The 14906-nt window shown below is 74.8% G+C and carries 17 protein-coding genes and 1 pseudogene; 13 read left to right on the top strand and 5 right to left on the bottom strand.

Features of this window, described 5'->3' with window-relative positions; all coding sequences use genetic code 11:
* Window positions 1-144: 144 nt before the first annotated feature.
* The gene (locus J2S46_RS40595; protein ID WP_191294384.1) at window positions 145-618 is read right to left on the bottom strand and encodes a carboxymuconolactone decarboxylase family protein; all 474 of its coding nucleotides are present in this window, start codon (window positions 616-618) and stop codon (window positions 145-147) included.
* Between the two features lie 316 nt (window positions 619-934).
* Between J2S46_RS40595 and J2S46_RS40590 the strand changes: the two genes are divergently transcribed.
* From J2S46_RS40590 to J2S46_RS40570, 5 genes are all read left to right on the top strand, one after another.
* Window positions 935-1261, top strand: coding sequence for a hypothetical protein (locus J2S46_RS40590; protein WP_191294385.1), 327 nt, complete (start codon window positions 935-937; stop codon window positions 1259-1261).
* Window positions 1258-1866 (top strand): hypothetical protein, encoded by a 609-nt coding sequence (locus J2S46_RS40585; protein WP_191294386.1) that lies wholly within the window; start codon window positions 1258-1260, stop codon window positions 1864-1866. The genes J2S46_RS40590 and J2S46_RS40585 overlap by 4 nt, the downstream gene beginning before the upstream one ends.
* Before the next feature lie 327 nt (window positions 1867-2193).
* Window positions 2194-2388, top strand: coding sequence for a hypothetical protein (locus J2S46_RS40580; RefSeq protein WP_191294387.1), 195 nt, complete (start codon window positions 2194-2196; stop codon window positions 2386-2388).
* Complete coding sequence (locus J2S46_RS40575; protein ID WP_191294388.1) at window positions 2349-2750, top strand: PP2C family protein-serine/threonine phosphatase; 402 nt, start codon at window positions 2349-2351, stop codon at window positions 2748-2750. Before J2S46_RS40580 ends, J2S46_RS40575 begins: the two co-directional genes overlap by 40 nt.
* The gene (locus tag J2S46_RS40570) at window positions 2708-3055 is read left to right on the top strand and encodes a SpoIIE family protein phosphatase (RefSeq protein WP_191294389.1); all 348 of its coding nucleotides are present in this window, start codon (window positions 2708-2710) and stop codon (window positions 3053-3055) included. The genes J2S46_RS40575 and J2S46_RS40570 overlap by 43 nt, the downstream gene beginning before the upstream one ends.
* 36 nt (window positions 3056-3091) lie before the next feature.
* Here J2S46_RS40570 and J2S46_RS40565 read toward each other — a convergent pair whose 3' ends face one another.
* A complete protein-coding gene (locus tag J2S46_RS40565) occupies window positions 3092-3871 on the bottom strand; it encodes a helix-turn-helix domain-containing protein (protein ID WP_191294390.1) in 780 nt (259 codons plus the stop codon).
* A gap of 243 nt (window positions 3872-4114) precedes the next feature.
* Here J2S46_RS40565 and J2S46_RS40560 point away from each other — a divergent pair, with 243 nt between their 5' ends.
* From J2S46_RS40560 to J2S46_RS40545, 4 genes and pseudogenes are all read left to right on the top strand, one after another.
* Complete coding sequence (locus J2S46_RS40560; protein ID WP_307353162.1) at window positions 4115-4783, top strand: DUF4097 family beta strand repeat-containing protein; 669 nt, start codon at window positions 4115-4117, stop codon at window positions 4781-4783.
* Window positions 4784-4824: 41 nt separating this feature from the next.
* On the top strand, window positions 4825-5817 hold the full coding sequence (locus J2S46_RS40555; protein WP_307353158.1) for an ATP-binding cassette domain-containing protein: 993 nt from the start codon (window positions 4825-4827) through the stop codon (window positions 5815-5817).
* The gene (locus J2S46_RS40550) at window positions 5814-6602 is read left to right on the top strand and encodes an ABC transporter permease (RefSeq protein WP_191289770.1); all 789 of its coding nucleotides are present in this window, start codon (window positions 5814-5816) and stop codon (window positions 6600-6602) included. Before J2S46_RS40555 ends, J2S46_RS40550 begins: the two co-directional genes overlap by 4 nt.
* Window positions 6603-6790: 188 nt before the next feature.
* Window positions 6791-7117: pseudogene (locus J2S46_RS40545) on the top strand (DUF4279 domain-containing protein); the annotation flags it as partial.
* Window positions 7118-7436: 319 nt separating this feature from the next.
* Here J2S46_RS40545 and J2S46_RS40540 read toward each other — a convergent pair.
* Entirely contained in the window at window positions 7437-7697 is a 261-nt protein-coding gene (locus J2S46_RS40540) for a hypothetical protein (RefSeq protein WP_191293938.1), read from the bottom strand.
* Window positions 7698-8152: 455 nt separating this feature from the next.
* Here J2S46_RS40540 and J2S46_RS40535 point away from each other — a divergent pair, with 455 nt between their 5' ends.
* From J2S46_RS40535 to J2S46_RS40525, 3 genes are all read left to right on the top strand, one after another.
* A complete protein-coding gene (locus J2S46_RS40535) occupies window positions 8153-10444 on the top strand; it encodes an FUSC family protein (RefSeq protein ID WP_191293937.1) in 2292 nt (763 codons plus the stop codon).
* A gap of 198 nt (window positions 10445-10642) precedes the next feature.
* Complete coding sequence (locus tag J2S46_RS40530) at window positions 10643-11353, top strand: NADAR family protein (protein WP_191293936.1); 711 nt, start codon at window positions 10643-10645, stop codon at window positions 11351-11353.
* Between the two features lie 128 nt (window positions 11354-11481).
* Window positions 11482-12702 carry a serine hydrolase domain-containing protein gene (locus J2S46_RS40525; RefSeq protein WP_191293935.1) on the top strand — a complete coding sequence of 407 codons (1221 nt, stop codon included), beginning with the start codon at window positions 11482-11484 and terminating at the stop codon, window positions 12700-12702.
* Window positions 12703-12826: 124 nt separating this feature from the next.
* Here J2S46_RS40525 and J2S46_RS40520 read toward each other — a convergent pair whose 3' ends face one another.
* Together J2S46_RS40520 and J2S46_RS40515 are read right to left on the bottom strand one after the other, a co-directional pair.
* Window positions 12827-13465: a TMEM175 family protein gene (locus J2S46_RS40520; protein ID WP_191293934.1), complete on the bottom strand. Its 639-nt coding sequence runs from the start codon at window positions 13463-13465 to the stop codon at window positions 12827-12829.
* A gap of 170 nt (window positions 13466-13635) precedes the next feature.
* On the bottom strand, window positions 13636-14244 hold the full coding sequence (locus tag J2S46_RS40515; protein ID WP_191293933.1) for a TetR/AcrR family transcriptional regulator: 609 nt from the start codon (window positions 14242-14244) through the stop codon (window positions 13636-13638).
* Window positions 14245-14358: 114 nt separating this feature from the next.
* Between J2S46_RS40515 and J2S46_RS40510 the strand changes: the two genes are divergently transcribed.
* The gene (locus tag J2S46_RS40510; protein WP_191293932.1) at window positions 14359-14817 is read left to right on the top strand and encodes a DUF4345 domain-containing protein; all 459 of its coding nucleotides are present in this window, start codon (window positions 14359-14361) and stop codon (window positions 14815-14817) included.
* The last annotated feature ends 89 nt before the right edge of the window (window positions 14818-14906 follow it).

Below are 14906 nucleotides of genomic sequence, written 5' to 3'. Positions count from 1 at the left end.
TTCCCCGAAGTGTCCCGTCCGGCCGGGCCGGTCGGCGCGTGCCGTCCTCCACGACCGGGTGCAGCCCGCCGGCAGGTCAGCGTAGTGCCCGACGGCCCGGGGCCCGCCGGCCCTCCGGCGGCGCGCCCCCCGGGCGCGCGGTGCTCAGTGGAACTGGCCGGCCCGGTAACTGCCGGCCGGCTGACGGGCGATGACGTTCAGCCGGTTCGCCGTGTTCATGAACGAGATCAGCACGACCAGGGCGGTCAGCTGCTCCTGGTCGAAGTGCCCGGCGGCCCGCGCCCACACCTCGTCGCTGACCCCGCCGCCCGCGTCCGCGATCCGGGTTCCCTGCTCCGCCAGCTCCAGCGCGGCCCGCTCGGGCCCGGTGAAGACGGTGGCCTCCCGCCACGCCGCCACCAGGTGCAGGCGCACCGCGCTCTCGCCGGCGGCCGCGGCGTCCTTGCTGTGCATGTCGATGCAGACGGCGCAGCCGTTGATCTGGCTGACCCGCAGCGCCACCAGCTCCTGCGTCGCGGCGGGCAGCGGCGAGTCCTTGAGGATCCTGCCCGCCGACATGAAGTGCTTGAGGACCTTGCCGGCGGTCGGGTCGGCGAAGTAGTCCAGTCGCGCGTCCATGGGGTGCTCCTTCGGGGTCGTCGTCGGTGGGTCTCGTTCCTGGGACGAGACAGCGCCGCTCCCTGTGACACGGGCGGATGTGACCTGCGTCTCCCGCCGCACCCGCCGTACGCGCCGCACCCGCCGTACGCGCCGCGCCGCACCCGCCGCGCCGGGGCGGGCCGGGGGCGGAGGGCCCCCGTCGGCCCGTCGGCCCGTCGTTCCGTCAGCTTGTCCGGACGGCCTGTCAGCAGGCCCGGCCGGTAGGGATCCCCGCCACCTCGCCCTTGTCAAGGAAGTCTTGACAAGGGCGAGGGTGTCAAGGTTTCCTTGACACATGCCGATCCTGACGCCGACGACGGCGGCCCGACCCGCGCCCGCCCCAGCCTCCGCCGCCCTGCCGGCCCTCCTCCCGCTGACGGCGGTCCTGCCCGCCCTCACCGGCCTGTTCGCCGACCGGCTCGCAACGCCCGCAACGATCGCCCTGATCGGGGCGGACCTCGCGCTCGTCGCCGCGGCCGGCGCCCTGGTCGCCCACCGGAGGGCCGGGGCCACGACCGGCGCCGCCGCAACCCGCCCCACGGACCGGGCCCGCCGCGACCAGGAGACCCTCGACCGCCTCGAACCCCTGCGCCCCGACACCCCCGCGAGCGCCACGCGATGAACGACGGACCGCTGCTCAGCCCGCAGGAGATCACCCGGATCCGGGAAGGGATCGCCGCCACCGTCCTCGCCGCCCCCGAAGGCCTGGCCGACTCCCTCGAACACGACCCCGCCGGCTACCTGCGCCTGGTGGACGCCACCCGGGTCGGCGCCGAGGAGACCAGCCGGCTGCTGCGCGAGGCCGTCCAGGGTGCCCGGGCCGCCGGCCACAGCTGGGACACCGTCGGACGGGTCCTGGGGGTCAGCCGCCAGGCCGCCCAGCAGCGCTTCACCGACAAGGGCGCGAACGCCGCCCCGCCCGACCCCACCGGCCCCGGCCCCGACGGCCCCGAACGCCGCGTCCTGACCCCGCTCACCGCCTTCAACGAGATGGCCGCCCTCGCGGAGGCCGGCCGCGACGGCTGGCACCTGGTCGGCTACGGAGCCTGGTTCCACGAGGTGGAGGCCTCCGAACACCCCTGGGAGCACTGCCGCGTCACCCTCGCCGCCGGCGCCCGCCACCGCCGCATGGAGACCGAGGGTTGGATCCCCGTCGGCGCCGGATGGTTCCCCTGGCGCTACTACAAGCGCCCCCTGCCACCCACCGGGAAGTCCGGCGAGCGGTGACTTGGGCCCGGGCCCGGTCACCACGGAGGCGATCGGGCCCGGCTTCGCGACCAGGGCGGGGCCGAACCCCCGGGAGCCGGCCGTCTGCACGATCGAGAACCTGACGGACGGCCGGGTCGCCGCGGCGGCGGCCCTGTGCCCGGTCCCGGTCCTTGCGGCCCGCCGGGTCGGGACCTTGGGCCCGGCCCGGTCCCGATCCGCCGTCCCTGGGCTTGGAGCGGCGGCCGCACGCGGTCGCCGCGGCCCCGGCGGCCGTCCCGACGCCCGGTTCGAGGGCGCCCGGTCCCCGACGCCCGCCCGGCTGCACCCGCGAGGGAGCCGCACGCGATGATCGGAACGCTCCGGCCGGGCCGACGCCGCCCCGGCCGGCCCACACCCGCCGGCCTGCTCTGGGGCGGCCTCGGCTCCGCCGTCGCGATCGCCGCAGTCACCGCCCCCGGCGCGCTGGACGCCCGCGACGACATCAACCGCACGGCCCTGCCGTGCGCAGCCACGGCGGCACCGTCGCCGCCGAAGGACTGATCGCCGGGGACTTCCTCGACACCGTCGCCCTGCCCGGCGGCGCCACCGCCCTGCTCCAGGGCGACATCGCCGGCCACGGCGTCCAGGCCGGACTGCTCGCCGCCCAGGTCAAGTGCGCGGCCCTGGCGGCGCTGCGCCTGGGCCGCGGCCCGGAGGCGGCCGTGCGGGCGGCGTGGTCGGCGCTGGCCCACGAGGACGAACGATTCGCGACCCTGGCCGTGGTCGTCCTGGACCCCGCCGCCGGTGCGCTGCACCGGCTCAACGCCGGCCACGAGGAGCCGTTCCTGCGGCGGGCGAGGGGCGAGGAGCGAGGGGCGAGGTGGAGCGGCTCGCGGCCACCGGCCCGCTGGTGGGTTCGCTGATCACCGAACCGGAGGGCTCCTGGTCGGTGCGCAGCACCGCCTTCGCCCGCGGCGACCTGGTGGTGCTGTGCACCGACGGCCTCACCGAGGCCCGCAACGCCGCCGGCCACCAGCTCGGGGACGCCACCGTCGCCACCGTCCTGCGCGAGGGCCCGCCCGACCCGCCCGCGATGGTGCGCGCGCTCTACCTCGCCGTCGAGGAGCACGGTGCCGACCGGCAGCGCGACGACGTCACCATCCTGGCCGCCGACACCACCTGCCGACCGGCACCGGCCCGCAGCACGGCCCCCGAACACCGGCGCTGACCGTCCGGCGGTGACCGGTCCGGCCCGGCGCGGGGGTCAGTCCTCGTCCGGGACGGCCGGCGCTCCGCCGTCCGGGGCCGGCCCGGCGGCGCCCTCGGCGGTCCCCTCGGGCATCGAGTGGAGGATCTCGCGGGCCTGTTCCGCGGCGCGGGCGATGCTCTCGGAGACGAAGTCGAGGAAGCGGGCGATGTTTTCGAGGCGGGCGCCGGCCGGGGTGGCGGAGCCGAAGACGCTGACGCCCTGTCGCGCGGTTTCGACTATCTGGGCGGTGGACCGGGCGCTGGCCATCATCGACTGGTACCAGATGTCGTTGTCGACGATGTAGCGCTCGCGGCGGCGTTCGTCGGGCTCCCGCCGGACGAGGCCCTGGGCCTCCAGGAACGTGATCGCCTTGGAGACGGACGCCGGGCTGACCTGGAGGCGCTGGGTGAGCTCGGCCGAGGTGAGGCTGCCGCTGTCGGTCAGGCAGAGGCAGGACATCACCCGGGACGTCATCTGGGGCATGCCCGACTGCATCATGACGGTCGTGAAGACCTCCTCGTACCGGCGCACGGCCTCCGGATCGCGCCCGTGGGCCTGCGGGAGCGCCTCCGTCCCGCGCGGTGCGGCCTGCCTGCGCCGGTGGGCGCGGTGCTCGGTGGCACGGTGGGCGAGGTCGGAACGGTAGCCGGTGGGGCCGCCGTTGCGCATCACCTCACGCGTGACGGTCGAGGTGGGGCGCTCCAGGCGCCGGGCGATCTCGGCGTAGGCGAGCCCGTCGGCCAGTCCCAGCGCGATCTGCTGACGTTCCTGCTGGGTGAGCCTGCCTCCGGGCATCGCCGTCTCCTTCGTCGTCCGTGGTGTCCCGACTATAGCGTTCACGTCCATTCCATTGCAACGCAACGGCCGGGGTGCGTTGCATTATCCGCGAGACCATTGCAATGAAATAGCGGCATCTGCCTGCAGTGATGGGCTTTTTGCGCAACGAGTGTGTTGCCAGGTCCGTGAATGCAACGTAGCTTTTCCTTCATCGGAAACAGCGGGTCGACGAAGAGCCCGCCTGACGAAGGAGACAGCGAGATGCTGAAGTTCGACACCCCCGCCCCGATCACCGCGACCCTCGACATCCCCGCCGGACGGATCCGCTTCATCGCCGCCGACCGCACCGACACCACGGTCGAGGTCCTTCCCGCCCACCCCGGCAAGAACCGGGACGTCAAGGCCGCCGAACAGGTCACCGTCACCTTCACCGACGACGTCCTGCACATCCAGGCCGCCCCCGCGAAGAACCGGATCGTCGGCAACTCCGGGTCCGTGGAGATCACCGTCCAACTTCCCGCCGGCTCCCACCTCCGGGCGAAGGCCGCCGCCGGCGACCTGCGCGGCGTCGGACGCCTCGGCGACGTCACCTACGAAGCCGCCCAGGGCAACGTCAAGCTCGACGAGAGCACCAGCGCCCACCTCACCCTCCAGGCCGGCGACCTGACCCTCCACCGCCTCACCGGCCCCGCCACCCTCACCACCCTCAAGGGCGACATCACCGTCACCGAAGCCCGGCACGGCACCCTCCACCTGCGCACCACCGCCGGCCACATCACCACCGGCGCCGCCCGCGGCACCCGCGCCACCCTCGACGCCGCCACCACCCACGGCCGCATCCACAACGCCCTGGCCAGCACCGCCGACGGCCCCCAGGTGACCATCCACGCCACCACCGCCCTCGGCGACATCACCGCCCGCACCCTCTGAAACCCCCACCCCACAAGCCCCCTGAAGGAGCGACCCCTGCCATGACCGACCTGGCCATCGCGGCGAACGGGCTGCGCAAGTCCTACGGCGACAAGGTCGTCCTGGACGGCATCGACCTCACCGTCCCCCGCGGCACCGTCCTCGCCCTGCTCGGCCCCAACGGCGCCGGCAAGACCACCACCGTCAACATCCTCTCCACCCTCATCACCGCCGACGGCGGCCAGGCCCACGTCGGCGGCCACGACCTCGCCACCCACCCCCAGGACGTGCGCGCCACCATCGGCGTCACCGGCCAGTTCTCCGCCGTCGACGGCCTGATCACCGGCGAGGAGAACATGCTCCTGATGGCCGACCTGCACCACCTCTCCAAGACCGAGGGACGTCGGACCGCCGCCGAACTGCTGGAGCGCTTCGACCTCACCGACGCGGCGAAGAAGCCCGCCTCCACCTACTCCGGCGGCATGGAGCGCCGCCTGGACATCGCCATGACCCTGGTCGGCAACCCGCGGATCATCTTCCTCGACGAGCCCACCACCGGCCTCGACCCCCGCTCCCGCCACACCATGTGGCAGATCATCCGCGACCTGGTCACCGCCGGCACCACCGTCCTGCTCACCACCCAGTACCTGGAAGAAGCCGACCAGCTCGCCGACCGCATCGCCGTCCTCAACAACGGCAGGATCGCCGCCGAAGGCACCGCCGAGGAACTCAAGCGCCTCATCCCCGGCGGCCACGTGCGCCTGCGCTTCACCGACCCCGACACCTACCGGCGCGCCACCCTCGCCCTGCCCGACGCCGCCCGCGACGACGACGCCCTGACCCTGCGAAACCCCGGCGACGGCAGCCAACGCGACCTGCGCACCGTCCTCGACCATCTCGACACCGCCGGCGTCGAGGCCGACGAACTCACCGTCCACACCCCCGACCTCGACGACGTCTTCCTCGCCCTCACCGACACCACCCCCAACACCCCCAAGCCCACCGTCCCCGGCCAGGCCGGCCGCGACAACCAGACCCAGGAGAACGCCCGATGAGCACCCTCACCCTCGCCGTCCGCGACTCCCGCACCATGCTGCGCCGCAACCTCCTGCACGCCCGCCGCTACCCCTCCCTCACCCTCAACCTGCTGCTCACCCCCGTGATGCTGCTCCTGCTCTTCGTCTACATCTTCGGCAACACCATGAGCGCGGGCCTGGGCCCCGGCGGCGGCCGCTCCGCCTACATCGCCTACGTCGTCCCCGGCATCCTGCTCATGACCATCGGCAGCAGCGTCATCGGCGCAGCCGTCTCCGTCGCCACCGACATGAACGAGGGCATCATCGCCCGCTTCCGCACCATGGCCATCCACCGCCCCTCCGTCCTGATCGGACACGTCACCGGCAGCGTCCTGCAGTCCGTCACCGGCGTCGTCCTCGTCGGCGCCGTGGCCCTCGCCATCGGCTTCCGCCCCACCCACGCCACCGCCCCGGAATGGCTCGCCGCCCTCGCCCTGATCATCCTCTTCGCCACCGCCCTCACCTGGATCGCCGTCGGCATGGGCCTCGCCAGCCCCAACGCCGAAGCCGCAAGCAACAGCGCCATGCCCCTGATCCTGCTGCCCCTCATCTCCAGCGCCTTCACCCCCCTGCACTCCATGCCCGGCTGGTTCCAACCCATCGCCCAGTACCAGCCCTTCACCCCCGCCATCGAAACCCTCCGCGGCCTGCTCCTGGGCACCCCCATCGGCAACAACGGCTGGCTCACCATCGCCTGGTCCCTCACCCTCACCGCCCTCGGCTACCGCTGGTCCACCACCACCTTCAACCGCGACCCCAAATAGCCCGTGGCACCACGACCCACACCACACCCCCCACCACGACCCACACCCCGGCCACCACCCCCACACCCCCCACCCCCCCAGGGCGGCGCACCCCGACAGCCCGTCGGACCGCGCCGCCCTCGGAGCATCCCGGACGCCAAACTCTGGCCGGGCCGGGTTCAGCAACGCGTACGACCGACGAAGCCCGCATGAGTGCCGGCCCCGGGGCACCTGCGTCATTGCGCTCGGCGCACTCCTCGCACCGCTGTCATCCCCGGATGCCTCTCCGCCAGTACGCCTGCTTCGCGTTGTTCGGCCGGCACGTCCGCGCCGACGAGATGACCTCGCAACTGGGCATCACGCCTGACGAGGTGTCCGTCCGCGGCAGCCGCTTCACCGGGCCGAAGGCGATCCCGGCCGGCCACCGCTGGAAGGTCGTCTGCCGGGAGCCCGACCTGTGCGTCGACGAGCAGATCGCCCGCATCCTCGACAGGCTTCGGCCCTGCACGGACCGCATCGCCGAACTCGCGGGTCGGCTGGCCGCCGGCGGCGGCGGGGCAGTCCTCCGGGTCGTGCGCCACTCCAACGACACCGAACAGGACGAATCGTCCGTCCTGCCGAAAGCTCCGGACACCCCCGAACCTCTTCGGCTGGCATCTGGACCGCGACGTCCTGGACCTCCTGACCGCAGTCGGCGCCGAGCCGGACGTCGACGAGTACGACATGACCGGAGACGGCGAGGACGCCGGCTGAGCACGTGGCCCCGTACTTTCCTGGGTGTACGAGCCGGCACCGGTGGCCCCGGCAGTCCGGGGAGCGGCTCGCGGTCGCCGGGGCGCCGTCGCGGTGCGGGCGCTATCCCTGCCCGAGGGCCCGTCGCAGGAGCCGGTCGAGGCCGGAGCGGGTGGCCCCGAAGCCCGTCTCGTGGTCCCAGACGTCGGTGCAGCCGGGGCACTGCAGGTGCAGGAGGCTGCCGGTGTTGGAGAGCAGGTAGCGCCAGTGGTCCGCGCAGTTGCGGCCGTCGCGGCAGGCGTCGCAGGTCTCGTGCGTGCGGCAGGTCGGGCAGGGCGCCCAGGCGCGTCGGCCGATGTCGGCCTGCGGGTCGACGGGGAGCACGTCAGCGCCCCCGTGCCGGGGCGGGGGCCCGGGTGGTGCGGGCGGGCGCGGGCGCGGCCGGGGGAGGTGCCGCCGGGCCGGGGGAGTTCCAGGACATGGGAGATTAAGTTAGGCAAGCCTTGCCTTGCTGTCAAGGAGGGGTCGAACGCGGGCCGGCAGGCCCGGGGGAGGCGTCGGGCCGTCGGGCGAAGCGGTGGCCCACCGGCGCCGGAGCCGCCACCCGCCGGCCCCGCCCGCCCGTCCCGCCGGCGTGCGGTCGGCGCGCCCGGAGCCGGCGGACGGGCGCCCGGCCGGGGCCGACCGCCCCGGGGACTTCACCGCAGGCCCGGGACGGCGACGCGCCGTACCGTGGTGAACGGGGCCGCCGGCACGCCGGCCGGGCCCCGGCCAGGACACGGGCGGAGCACCGCCGGCCGGCACCCGCGCGGCCGCCCACCTCAGGGAGCGAGGTGCCGATGGGCCGGTTACCCGCAGCCCCCGGGTGGTTGCGCCGCCGCGATCCCCACCTGGTGGCCGTCCACCGCGCACTGCGGGTCACCCTGGCGGCCTGCGCGGGCTTCTACGTCTGCCGGTACGCCCTGCACGACGCCACCACGGCCACCTACGCGCTGTTCGCCGTCGTGGCCACCGGCGTCCTCTCCCAGCTCGGCGGCGGCCCCAAGGACCGCGCCCGGACCCTGCTGGCGGTGCTCCCGGCCGCCTACGCGCTGGTCACCACCGGAACCCTGCTGGCCGTGCAGGCGTGGTCGGCGGCGCTCGGCATGCTGGTCGTCGGGTTCGCCGTCGCGTACGGGTCGGTCGGCGGCCCACGGCTGGTCGGACTCGCCAACGGGCTCCAGCTGTTCTACATCCTGCCGTGCTTCCCGCCCTACCAGCCCGGGGCACTTCCCTCCCGGCTCGCCGGGGTCACCGTCGGGCTGCTCCTGCTGGCCGGCGCCGAGCTGGTGCTCTGGCCGGAACGCACACCCGTGCGCTACCAGGACCGGCTCGCCCGAGCCGCGGACATGGTGGCCCGGCTGGCCGACAGCGCGGCCGACGCCTGCACGGCGCCCAGGGCCAGCGCCGGCGCCACCGACCTCGACGACCCCGACCCGGCCGCCGCCCCCACCACCCGGGCCACCGACCCCGACCCCGGCCGCGGCGCCGGTGCGGGCGGCCCGCTGGCGGCCAGCCGGGCCGCCGTCGACGGCCTCCGGCCCTCCCTGGTGCCCGTCCTGGAACGCCCCGCCTCCGCCGGCGCGGTGGACCGCGCCCTCACCCACTCGGCCGCCGCCCTGCGCTACACCCGCACCCAGCTGGCCCGGGTGGTGACCCTGGGAGTGGGCGCCCCCACCCCGGAGACCGCCACCCTGCTGCGAGCCACCGCCCGGGCGCTGCGCGCGGCCGCACCCGGGGTCGGCGCCCGCGCACCGGCGCCCGACCCGGCCCCCGTCCAGGAGGCCATCGCCGACTTCGAGACGGCCCGCGCCGAACCGGCCCAGGAACCCTGGCCCGCCACACCCGAAGCCGCCGAGGCCAAACTGCGGCTCGGCTGCATCGCCCTGGACGCCGCCGAAGGCGCACGGTTCCTGCTGATCGCCGTCCGGATCAGCCGCCGCGCACCCGTCCCCCCGGACCCGTACGCCGGCGACCGCTGGCGCAGCCCCTTCTGGTACGCCGAACTGCCCGCCCGCACCCTCTGGTGGCGCAGGTTCCGCGGACACCTCACCCCCCGCTCGGTGTACTTCCAGAACGCGCTGCGCACCGCCGCCGCCCTCGCCGCCGCGCGGCTCGTCGCGGGCGCCCTCGACCTCTCCCACGGCTTCTGGGCGCTGCTCGCCACCCTGACCCTGATGCGCACCTGCGCGGCCGACACCCGGATGACGCTGCGCCCGGCCCTGACCGGCACCCTGCTCGGCGCCCTCGCCACCGCGCCGCTGCTGTTCGCCGTCGGCGAGCGGCCGGCCGTCTACGCCGCCGTCCTGCCGGTGGCCATGCTGATCGCCTTCACGGCCGGGCCGCTGCTCGGCGTGGCCTGGGGCCAGGGGATGTTCACCGTCGTGGTCGCGATGATCTTCACCCAGCTCGCCCCGGCCGACTGGCGCCTGGCCGAGACCCGGCTGATCGACGTGGTGATCGGCGCCGCCGTCGGCACCCTGGCCGGCCTCTGCGCCTGGCCGCGCGGCGGCGGCAGCGAACTGCGCCGCTCGGTCGCCGACCTGCTCTGCGACAGCGCGCTGGCACTCCAGGAGACCGTCGCGGTGGTGACGGGCAACGCCACCGGGACGGGAGCCCTGCGCCGCGCCCAGCACACCCTCACCTTCGCCGAGGCCTCCTACGCCCAGTTCCAGACCGAACGGCACGACCCGGTGACGGCCGGCCCCAACTGGCAGGCCGCACTGCTCGCCTGCCAGCACACCACCAGGGGCGCCGAACAACTCCTCACCCGCTGCCCGCCCGGCTCCCTCGCCCCCTGGCCCCGGACGGTCGAACGCCTGGAGCGGGACGCCGCCCTGGTGGCCGGCGCCTTCCAGCAGCAGAGCCACGGGCTGCGCCGGCGCAGCCGGCCCGACCACGCCGAGCTGCGACTCGCCGAGACCGAGGAGGTCCTGCTCGGCGAACGCACCCTCGCGGCCCACCCGCCCGCCGACCCGCTGCTGCTCACCGCCACCGACCTCAGCGTCTGGCTGAGCGGGCTGCTCGACGACCTCGCCGCCGTCTCGCCCCCCGGCGCCGAACCGGCCCGCGCACCCGATCCCGTCCCCTGACCCCGCACCCGCCCCGCACCCCCGGCACCGCCCGCGCCCCCGGCACCGCCCGCACCCCCGGCACCGCCCGCACCCCCGGCACCGCCCGCACCCCCGGCACCGCCCGCACCCCCGGCACCGCCCGCGCCCCCGGCGCCGCCCGCTGCGCCCCCCGCCCCGGGCCCGGGAGGGCGCCCACGTTCCCCTAGGCTGGCCGTCATGTCAGGCGAGCGACGCACCTTCAGGTACTCGGACGGCGAGCGCATCCCCGGCCTGTGGCGCCCGGTGTTCGCCCACCACGCCGGCGTCCACCACCTCACCGAGCTGACCGTGTACGCGGACGGGCTGGTCGACTGCTGCGGCCTGTCCACCGTGGAGGAGTTCGCCGAACGGGTCGGGTACGGCCAGGTGGCCGCCCGGATCTCCGAGGGCGCCCGGGGCGCCGCCCCCGGACTCGCCGCCTGGCGGTTCACCTCGGCGCACACCTTCCTCACCCCGGAGCGCCTGCTGGCCGAGATCCGGGCGGACATCGAGCGGCTGAACGAGCCGCCCGAGCACACCGGGCCGCCGGCCCACCCCGCGGTGCTGGTCGACGAGTTCTCGCTCGCCGAACTGCACAACGACCACCCGACCCCGGTCACCCTCGACGAGGTCCGCCACCCGTGCGCCGCCGAGGCCTTCCAGGCCCTGGACAGCCCGCCCGGCCCCGCCGGGGCCCGCCCGGCGGTGATGGCGCGGGTGCTGCGTGCCAAGTTCGCCCAGCACCCGGCGGCGGCGCGGATCCTCCTGGCGACCGGCGACGCCACCATCCGCTACCACGATCCCGCCTCCACCTACTGGGGCGAGGGCACCCGCGCCGGGCGCAACTGGATGGGCCGGCTCCTCGAACTGGTCCGGGCCGAACTGACCGTCACGGACGCGGCCCGCTGACCCGGGCCGGCCGCACCCCGGGCGGCCCGGGCTGACGCACCGGCAGAACGCGGCGGATGTCTGCCGGATGGAGGACCGCGCCGAGTGTCCTGCCCGGTTCGGCCCGCTCCGTCCGTAGATAGTGCGGCATGACACGTACCGGAGCGGCCCTGGCCCTCGCCGCCGCCACCATGATCGCCACATCCCTGCCGGGCACCGCCGGCGCCCTCGGCCTCCCGGACGCCCCGCACGGCGGGCACGCCTGCGTCCGCTCCCCGGAACCCTCCGCCGGGCCGGCCCGGACGGTGCTGGACATCGCCCGGCAGGGCAAGGAGCAGTACGACCTCAACTCGGTGCTCCTCAAGGTCACCGTCGACGGCCGCGAACTGATCACCACCGCCCTCGGCGAGTCCATGACGGGCGTGCCGGCCGAGCCGGACATGCACTTCCGCGCCGGCTCGGTGGGCATCGCCTACATGGGCACGGTGCTGCTGCAACTGGTGGACGAGCACGTGGTGGGCCTCGACGAGCCGATCTCGCGCTGGCTGCCGGACGTGCCGCACGCGGACCGGATCACCCTGCGGATGCTCGGCTCCAGCACCTCGGGCCTGCACGACTACGTCACCGACCCGGCCTTCCTCGCCGAGCTGGAGGCCCACCCGTTCCGCCACTGGACCGACGACGACGTGCTCGCCTACCCCTTCAGCCACCCGCTCTGGTACGAGCCGGGCACCAACTGGAGCTACTCGCACGCCAACTTCGTACTGCTCGGCGAGGCCCTGGAGAAGATCACCGGTACCCCGCTGGACGAGCTGCTGGAGCAGCGCGTCACGGGCCCGCTGGGGTTGCGCAACACGCAGAACAACTTCACCCCCGAGATCCCGGCCCCGGTGCTGCACGCCTTCACCTCCGACCGCGGCGTCTACGAGGAGTCCACCTTCTGGAACCCGTCGTGGACGACCGCGCGGGGCGCGGTGATCACCACCGACATCTGCGACCTGGCCCGCTCGGCGCAGGCCGTCGGCACCGGCGAGCTGCTCTCGCCGGAGGGCTTGCGCACCCAGCTCGACCCGGGCACGGTCGGCCTCGGCGGGCCCACCGACATCTGCCCGCCGACGGTCTGCCTGCACAACACCGAGGCGCTGCACTTCGGCTTCACCGTTCTGGTGGAGAACGGCTGGATCCTCCAGAACCCGTCCTTCTCCGGCTACGCCGCGATCCAGGCCTACCTGCCGTGCGAGCACCTGGCGATCGCCGTCTCCACCACCAAGGGCCCCGGCTCGCCCGACGTCAACACGGCCGAGCTGATCGCCTCCCAGATCGCCGCCCGCCTCGCGCCCGACAACCCGATCCCGGCCCCGGCCGGCTGACCGGCCGAACACCCGACCGGCCGAACACCCGGCCGGCGCCGGTGGTCGCGCCCCGGCGTCCGGCGCCGCGCCCGGGCCCGGCCGCCGGGTCGGCCGCAGGCGCCGCGCCCGGGGTGAGCACCGGTCAGCCGTCGGCGGCCGGGCGCGGCCGGTTGCGGAACAGCCGCCCGGCCGCCTGCGGGACCACGATCCACAGGATCCAGCCGTAGGGCGTCAGGAAGAACACCGGGACGGACAGCCCGAAGCCGGCCAGCATCCCGTACAGCACCGGCTCCCCGGCCGCGACCAGTTCGGCGGGGACCTCCGGGTCGCGCAGGCGCCGCGAGGTCATCCGGCGCTCCATGGCGATCACCGCCGCGAGCGCCAGGAACTGCAGCAGGGCGTAGAAGCCGAACCGCAGGCCCACCGTGTCGGTGTCGTCCCCCTCCGTGGTGAGCAGCTTGGTGGCGAACGGGTTGAGCACGACCGTCGCCAGCCAGCACGCGTTGAGCGTGCGCAGCCTGGCGTCGGTGCGTCGGGTGTAGCGGAAGACCCGGTTGTGCTGGCCCCAGGCGGCGGCGATCACGGCGAAGCTGATCAGGAAGGCCAGGTAGTGGTCGAGGTCGTCGTGGACCGCCGAGCGGAACGCCGGGACGGTCGGCCCTTCGGGCACCGGCAGTTCGAGGGCCAGCAGGGTGATGGCGATCGCCACCACGGCGTCCGAGAAGAAGATCATCCGGTCCGCGGCGCGTTCCTCGTACCTCCGCAGGGTCCTCGCCCGCACCGCAGCCTCCTTCGTCGCTGCGACCCATCCTCCCCGCGGAGCCGGCCGCCACGGGCGCTGCGACACACCGTGGGCCGCCCGGGCCCCAAGCCGGAGCCCGAAGCCGGAGCCCTGGCCCGGGCCCGAAGCCCGGGCCCGAAGGCGGACCGGCCGGCGGGCCCCGGCCGTGCCTACTCCCGCAGGGGTTGCGCCGAGTCGGGCAGCAGCGGGCGCAGGGCCCCGAGGACGGCGCCGACGCAGACGTCGCGCAGCTGGGTGCGGGTGCAGGTCTCCTCGCCGAGCCAGTCGACGACCAGGACCTGGACGAAGACCAGCCAGCTGCGCAGCACGGCGGAGACCGCGTCGCGGGCGGGGTCGTCGGCGAGCGGGAGGACGGCGAGCAGGCGGGCGCGCAGGGCGTCCAGCTCGCCCGTCATGATCGTCTGGACGACGGGGTCGCCGGCCAGGACGCGGTTCGCGGCGATCACGGCGTGGCGGTTGGCGACGAAGTAGTCCAGGTGCACGTCCATGCCCTGGACGAGCTGGTCGGTCAGCGAGTCGGCCGGGTCGAGGCGGGTCTCGGCCAGCAGCCGGTCCGCCGCTTCCTGGTACACCGCGGCGAAGAGCGCCTGCTTGCTGGGGAAGTGACGGTAGAGCAGCGCCCGGGAGACGCCGGCCTGCCGGGCGACGTCCTCCATGAGCACGTCCTCGTAGGGGTGTTCGGCGAAGAGCCGGGCTCCGACGGAGAGGAGCTGGGCTCGGCGTTCGGCCGGGCTGAGGCGTCGGCGGGGCGGTGGCACGCCGTCAGCTTACTTGACACGCGTCTACTTCCCGGGCCTACCCTGGACCCGGCTAGTAGACGCGTGTCTACTAATCCTTTCCCGGGCGGACGACGGAAGGCGGGGTGGTGGGTCATGGCCGGAACTCTCCGGGTGCTCGTGCGGCTCATGGGGTGGTCCTGCGTGGCGATCGGACTGTTCCACCTCGCCCTCGGCAACGCGGCGATCCCCGGCGCCGCGCACGCGGGGGCGACGATCGACAGCTGGGGGCGGTTCATGGGCACCGGCTTCGCCGGGTACGGGCTGGCCTGGATCTGGGCGGCCCGGCAGCGGCCCGTGCCGGCCACAGCGGTGCGCCTGCTCGCCGGCGTGTTCCTGCTCGGCGGTCTCGGGCGCCTGCTCTCGCTGGCCGTGAACGGCCCGCCGCAGTGGTTCCAGCTCGTCCTCGCGGTGCTCGAACTGGGCCTGCCGCCGCTCTGCTTCCTGCTCGCGGACGCCGACGAGCGGGCCTTCGGGGCGCCCCGTCCGGGGGCGGACGCCCCGGGGGCGGAAGGGCGGCGGGGAGCCGGGGCGGCCGGGGCGGCCCGGCCCTGACGCTCCGGGGGAGTGGCGGCGCCGGCCCCGTCGGGGTGGTCGGCGCCGCCGCCGGGTCTCGTCCACCGACAGCTTTTTTCGTCTTGACA

Source organism: Kitasatospora herbaricolor (genome assembly GCF_030813695.1).
Taxonomy (GTDB): Bacteria; Actinomycetota; Actinomycetes; order Streptomycetales; family Streptomycetaceae; genus Kitasatospora; species Kitasatospora herbaricolor.
The sequence above is the reverse complement of the archived record's forward strand: the minus strand, read 5'-3'. Positions and strand labels throughout refer to the sequence as shown.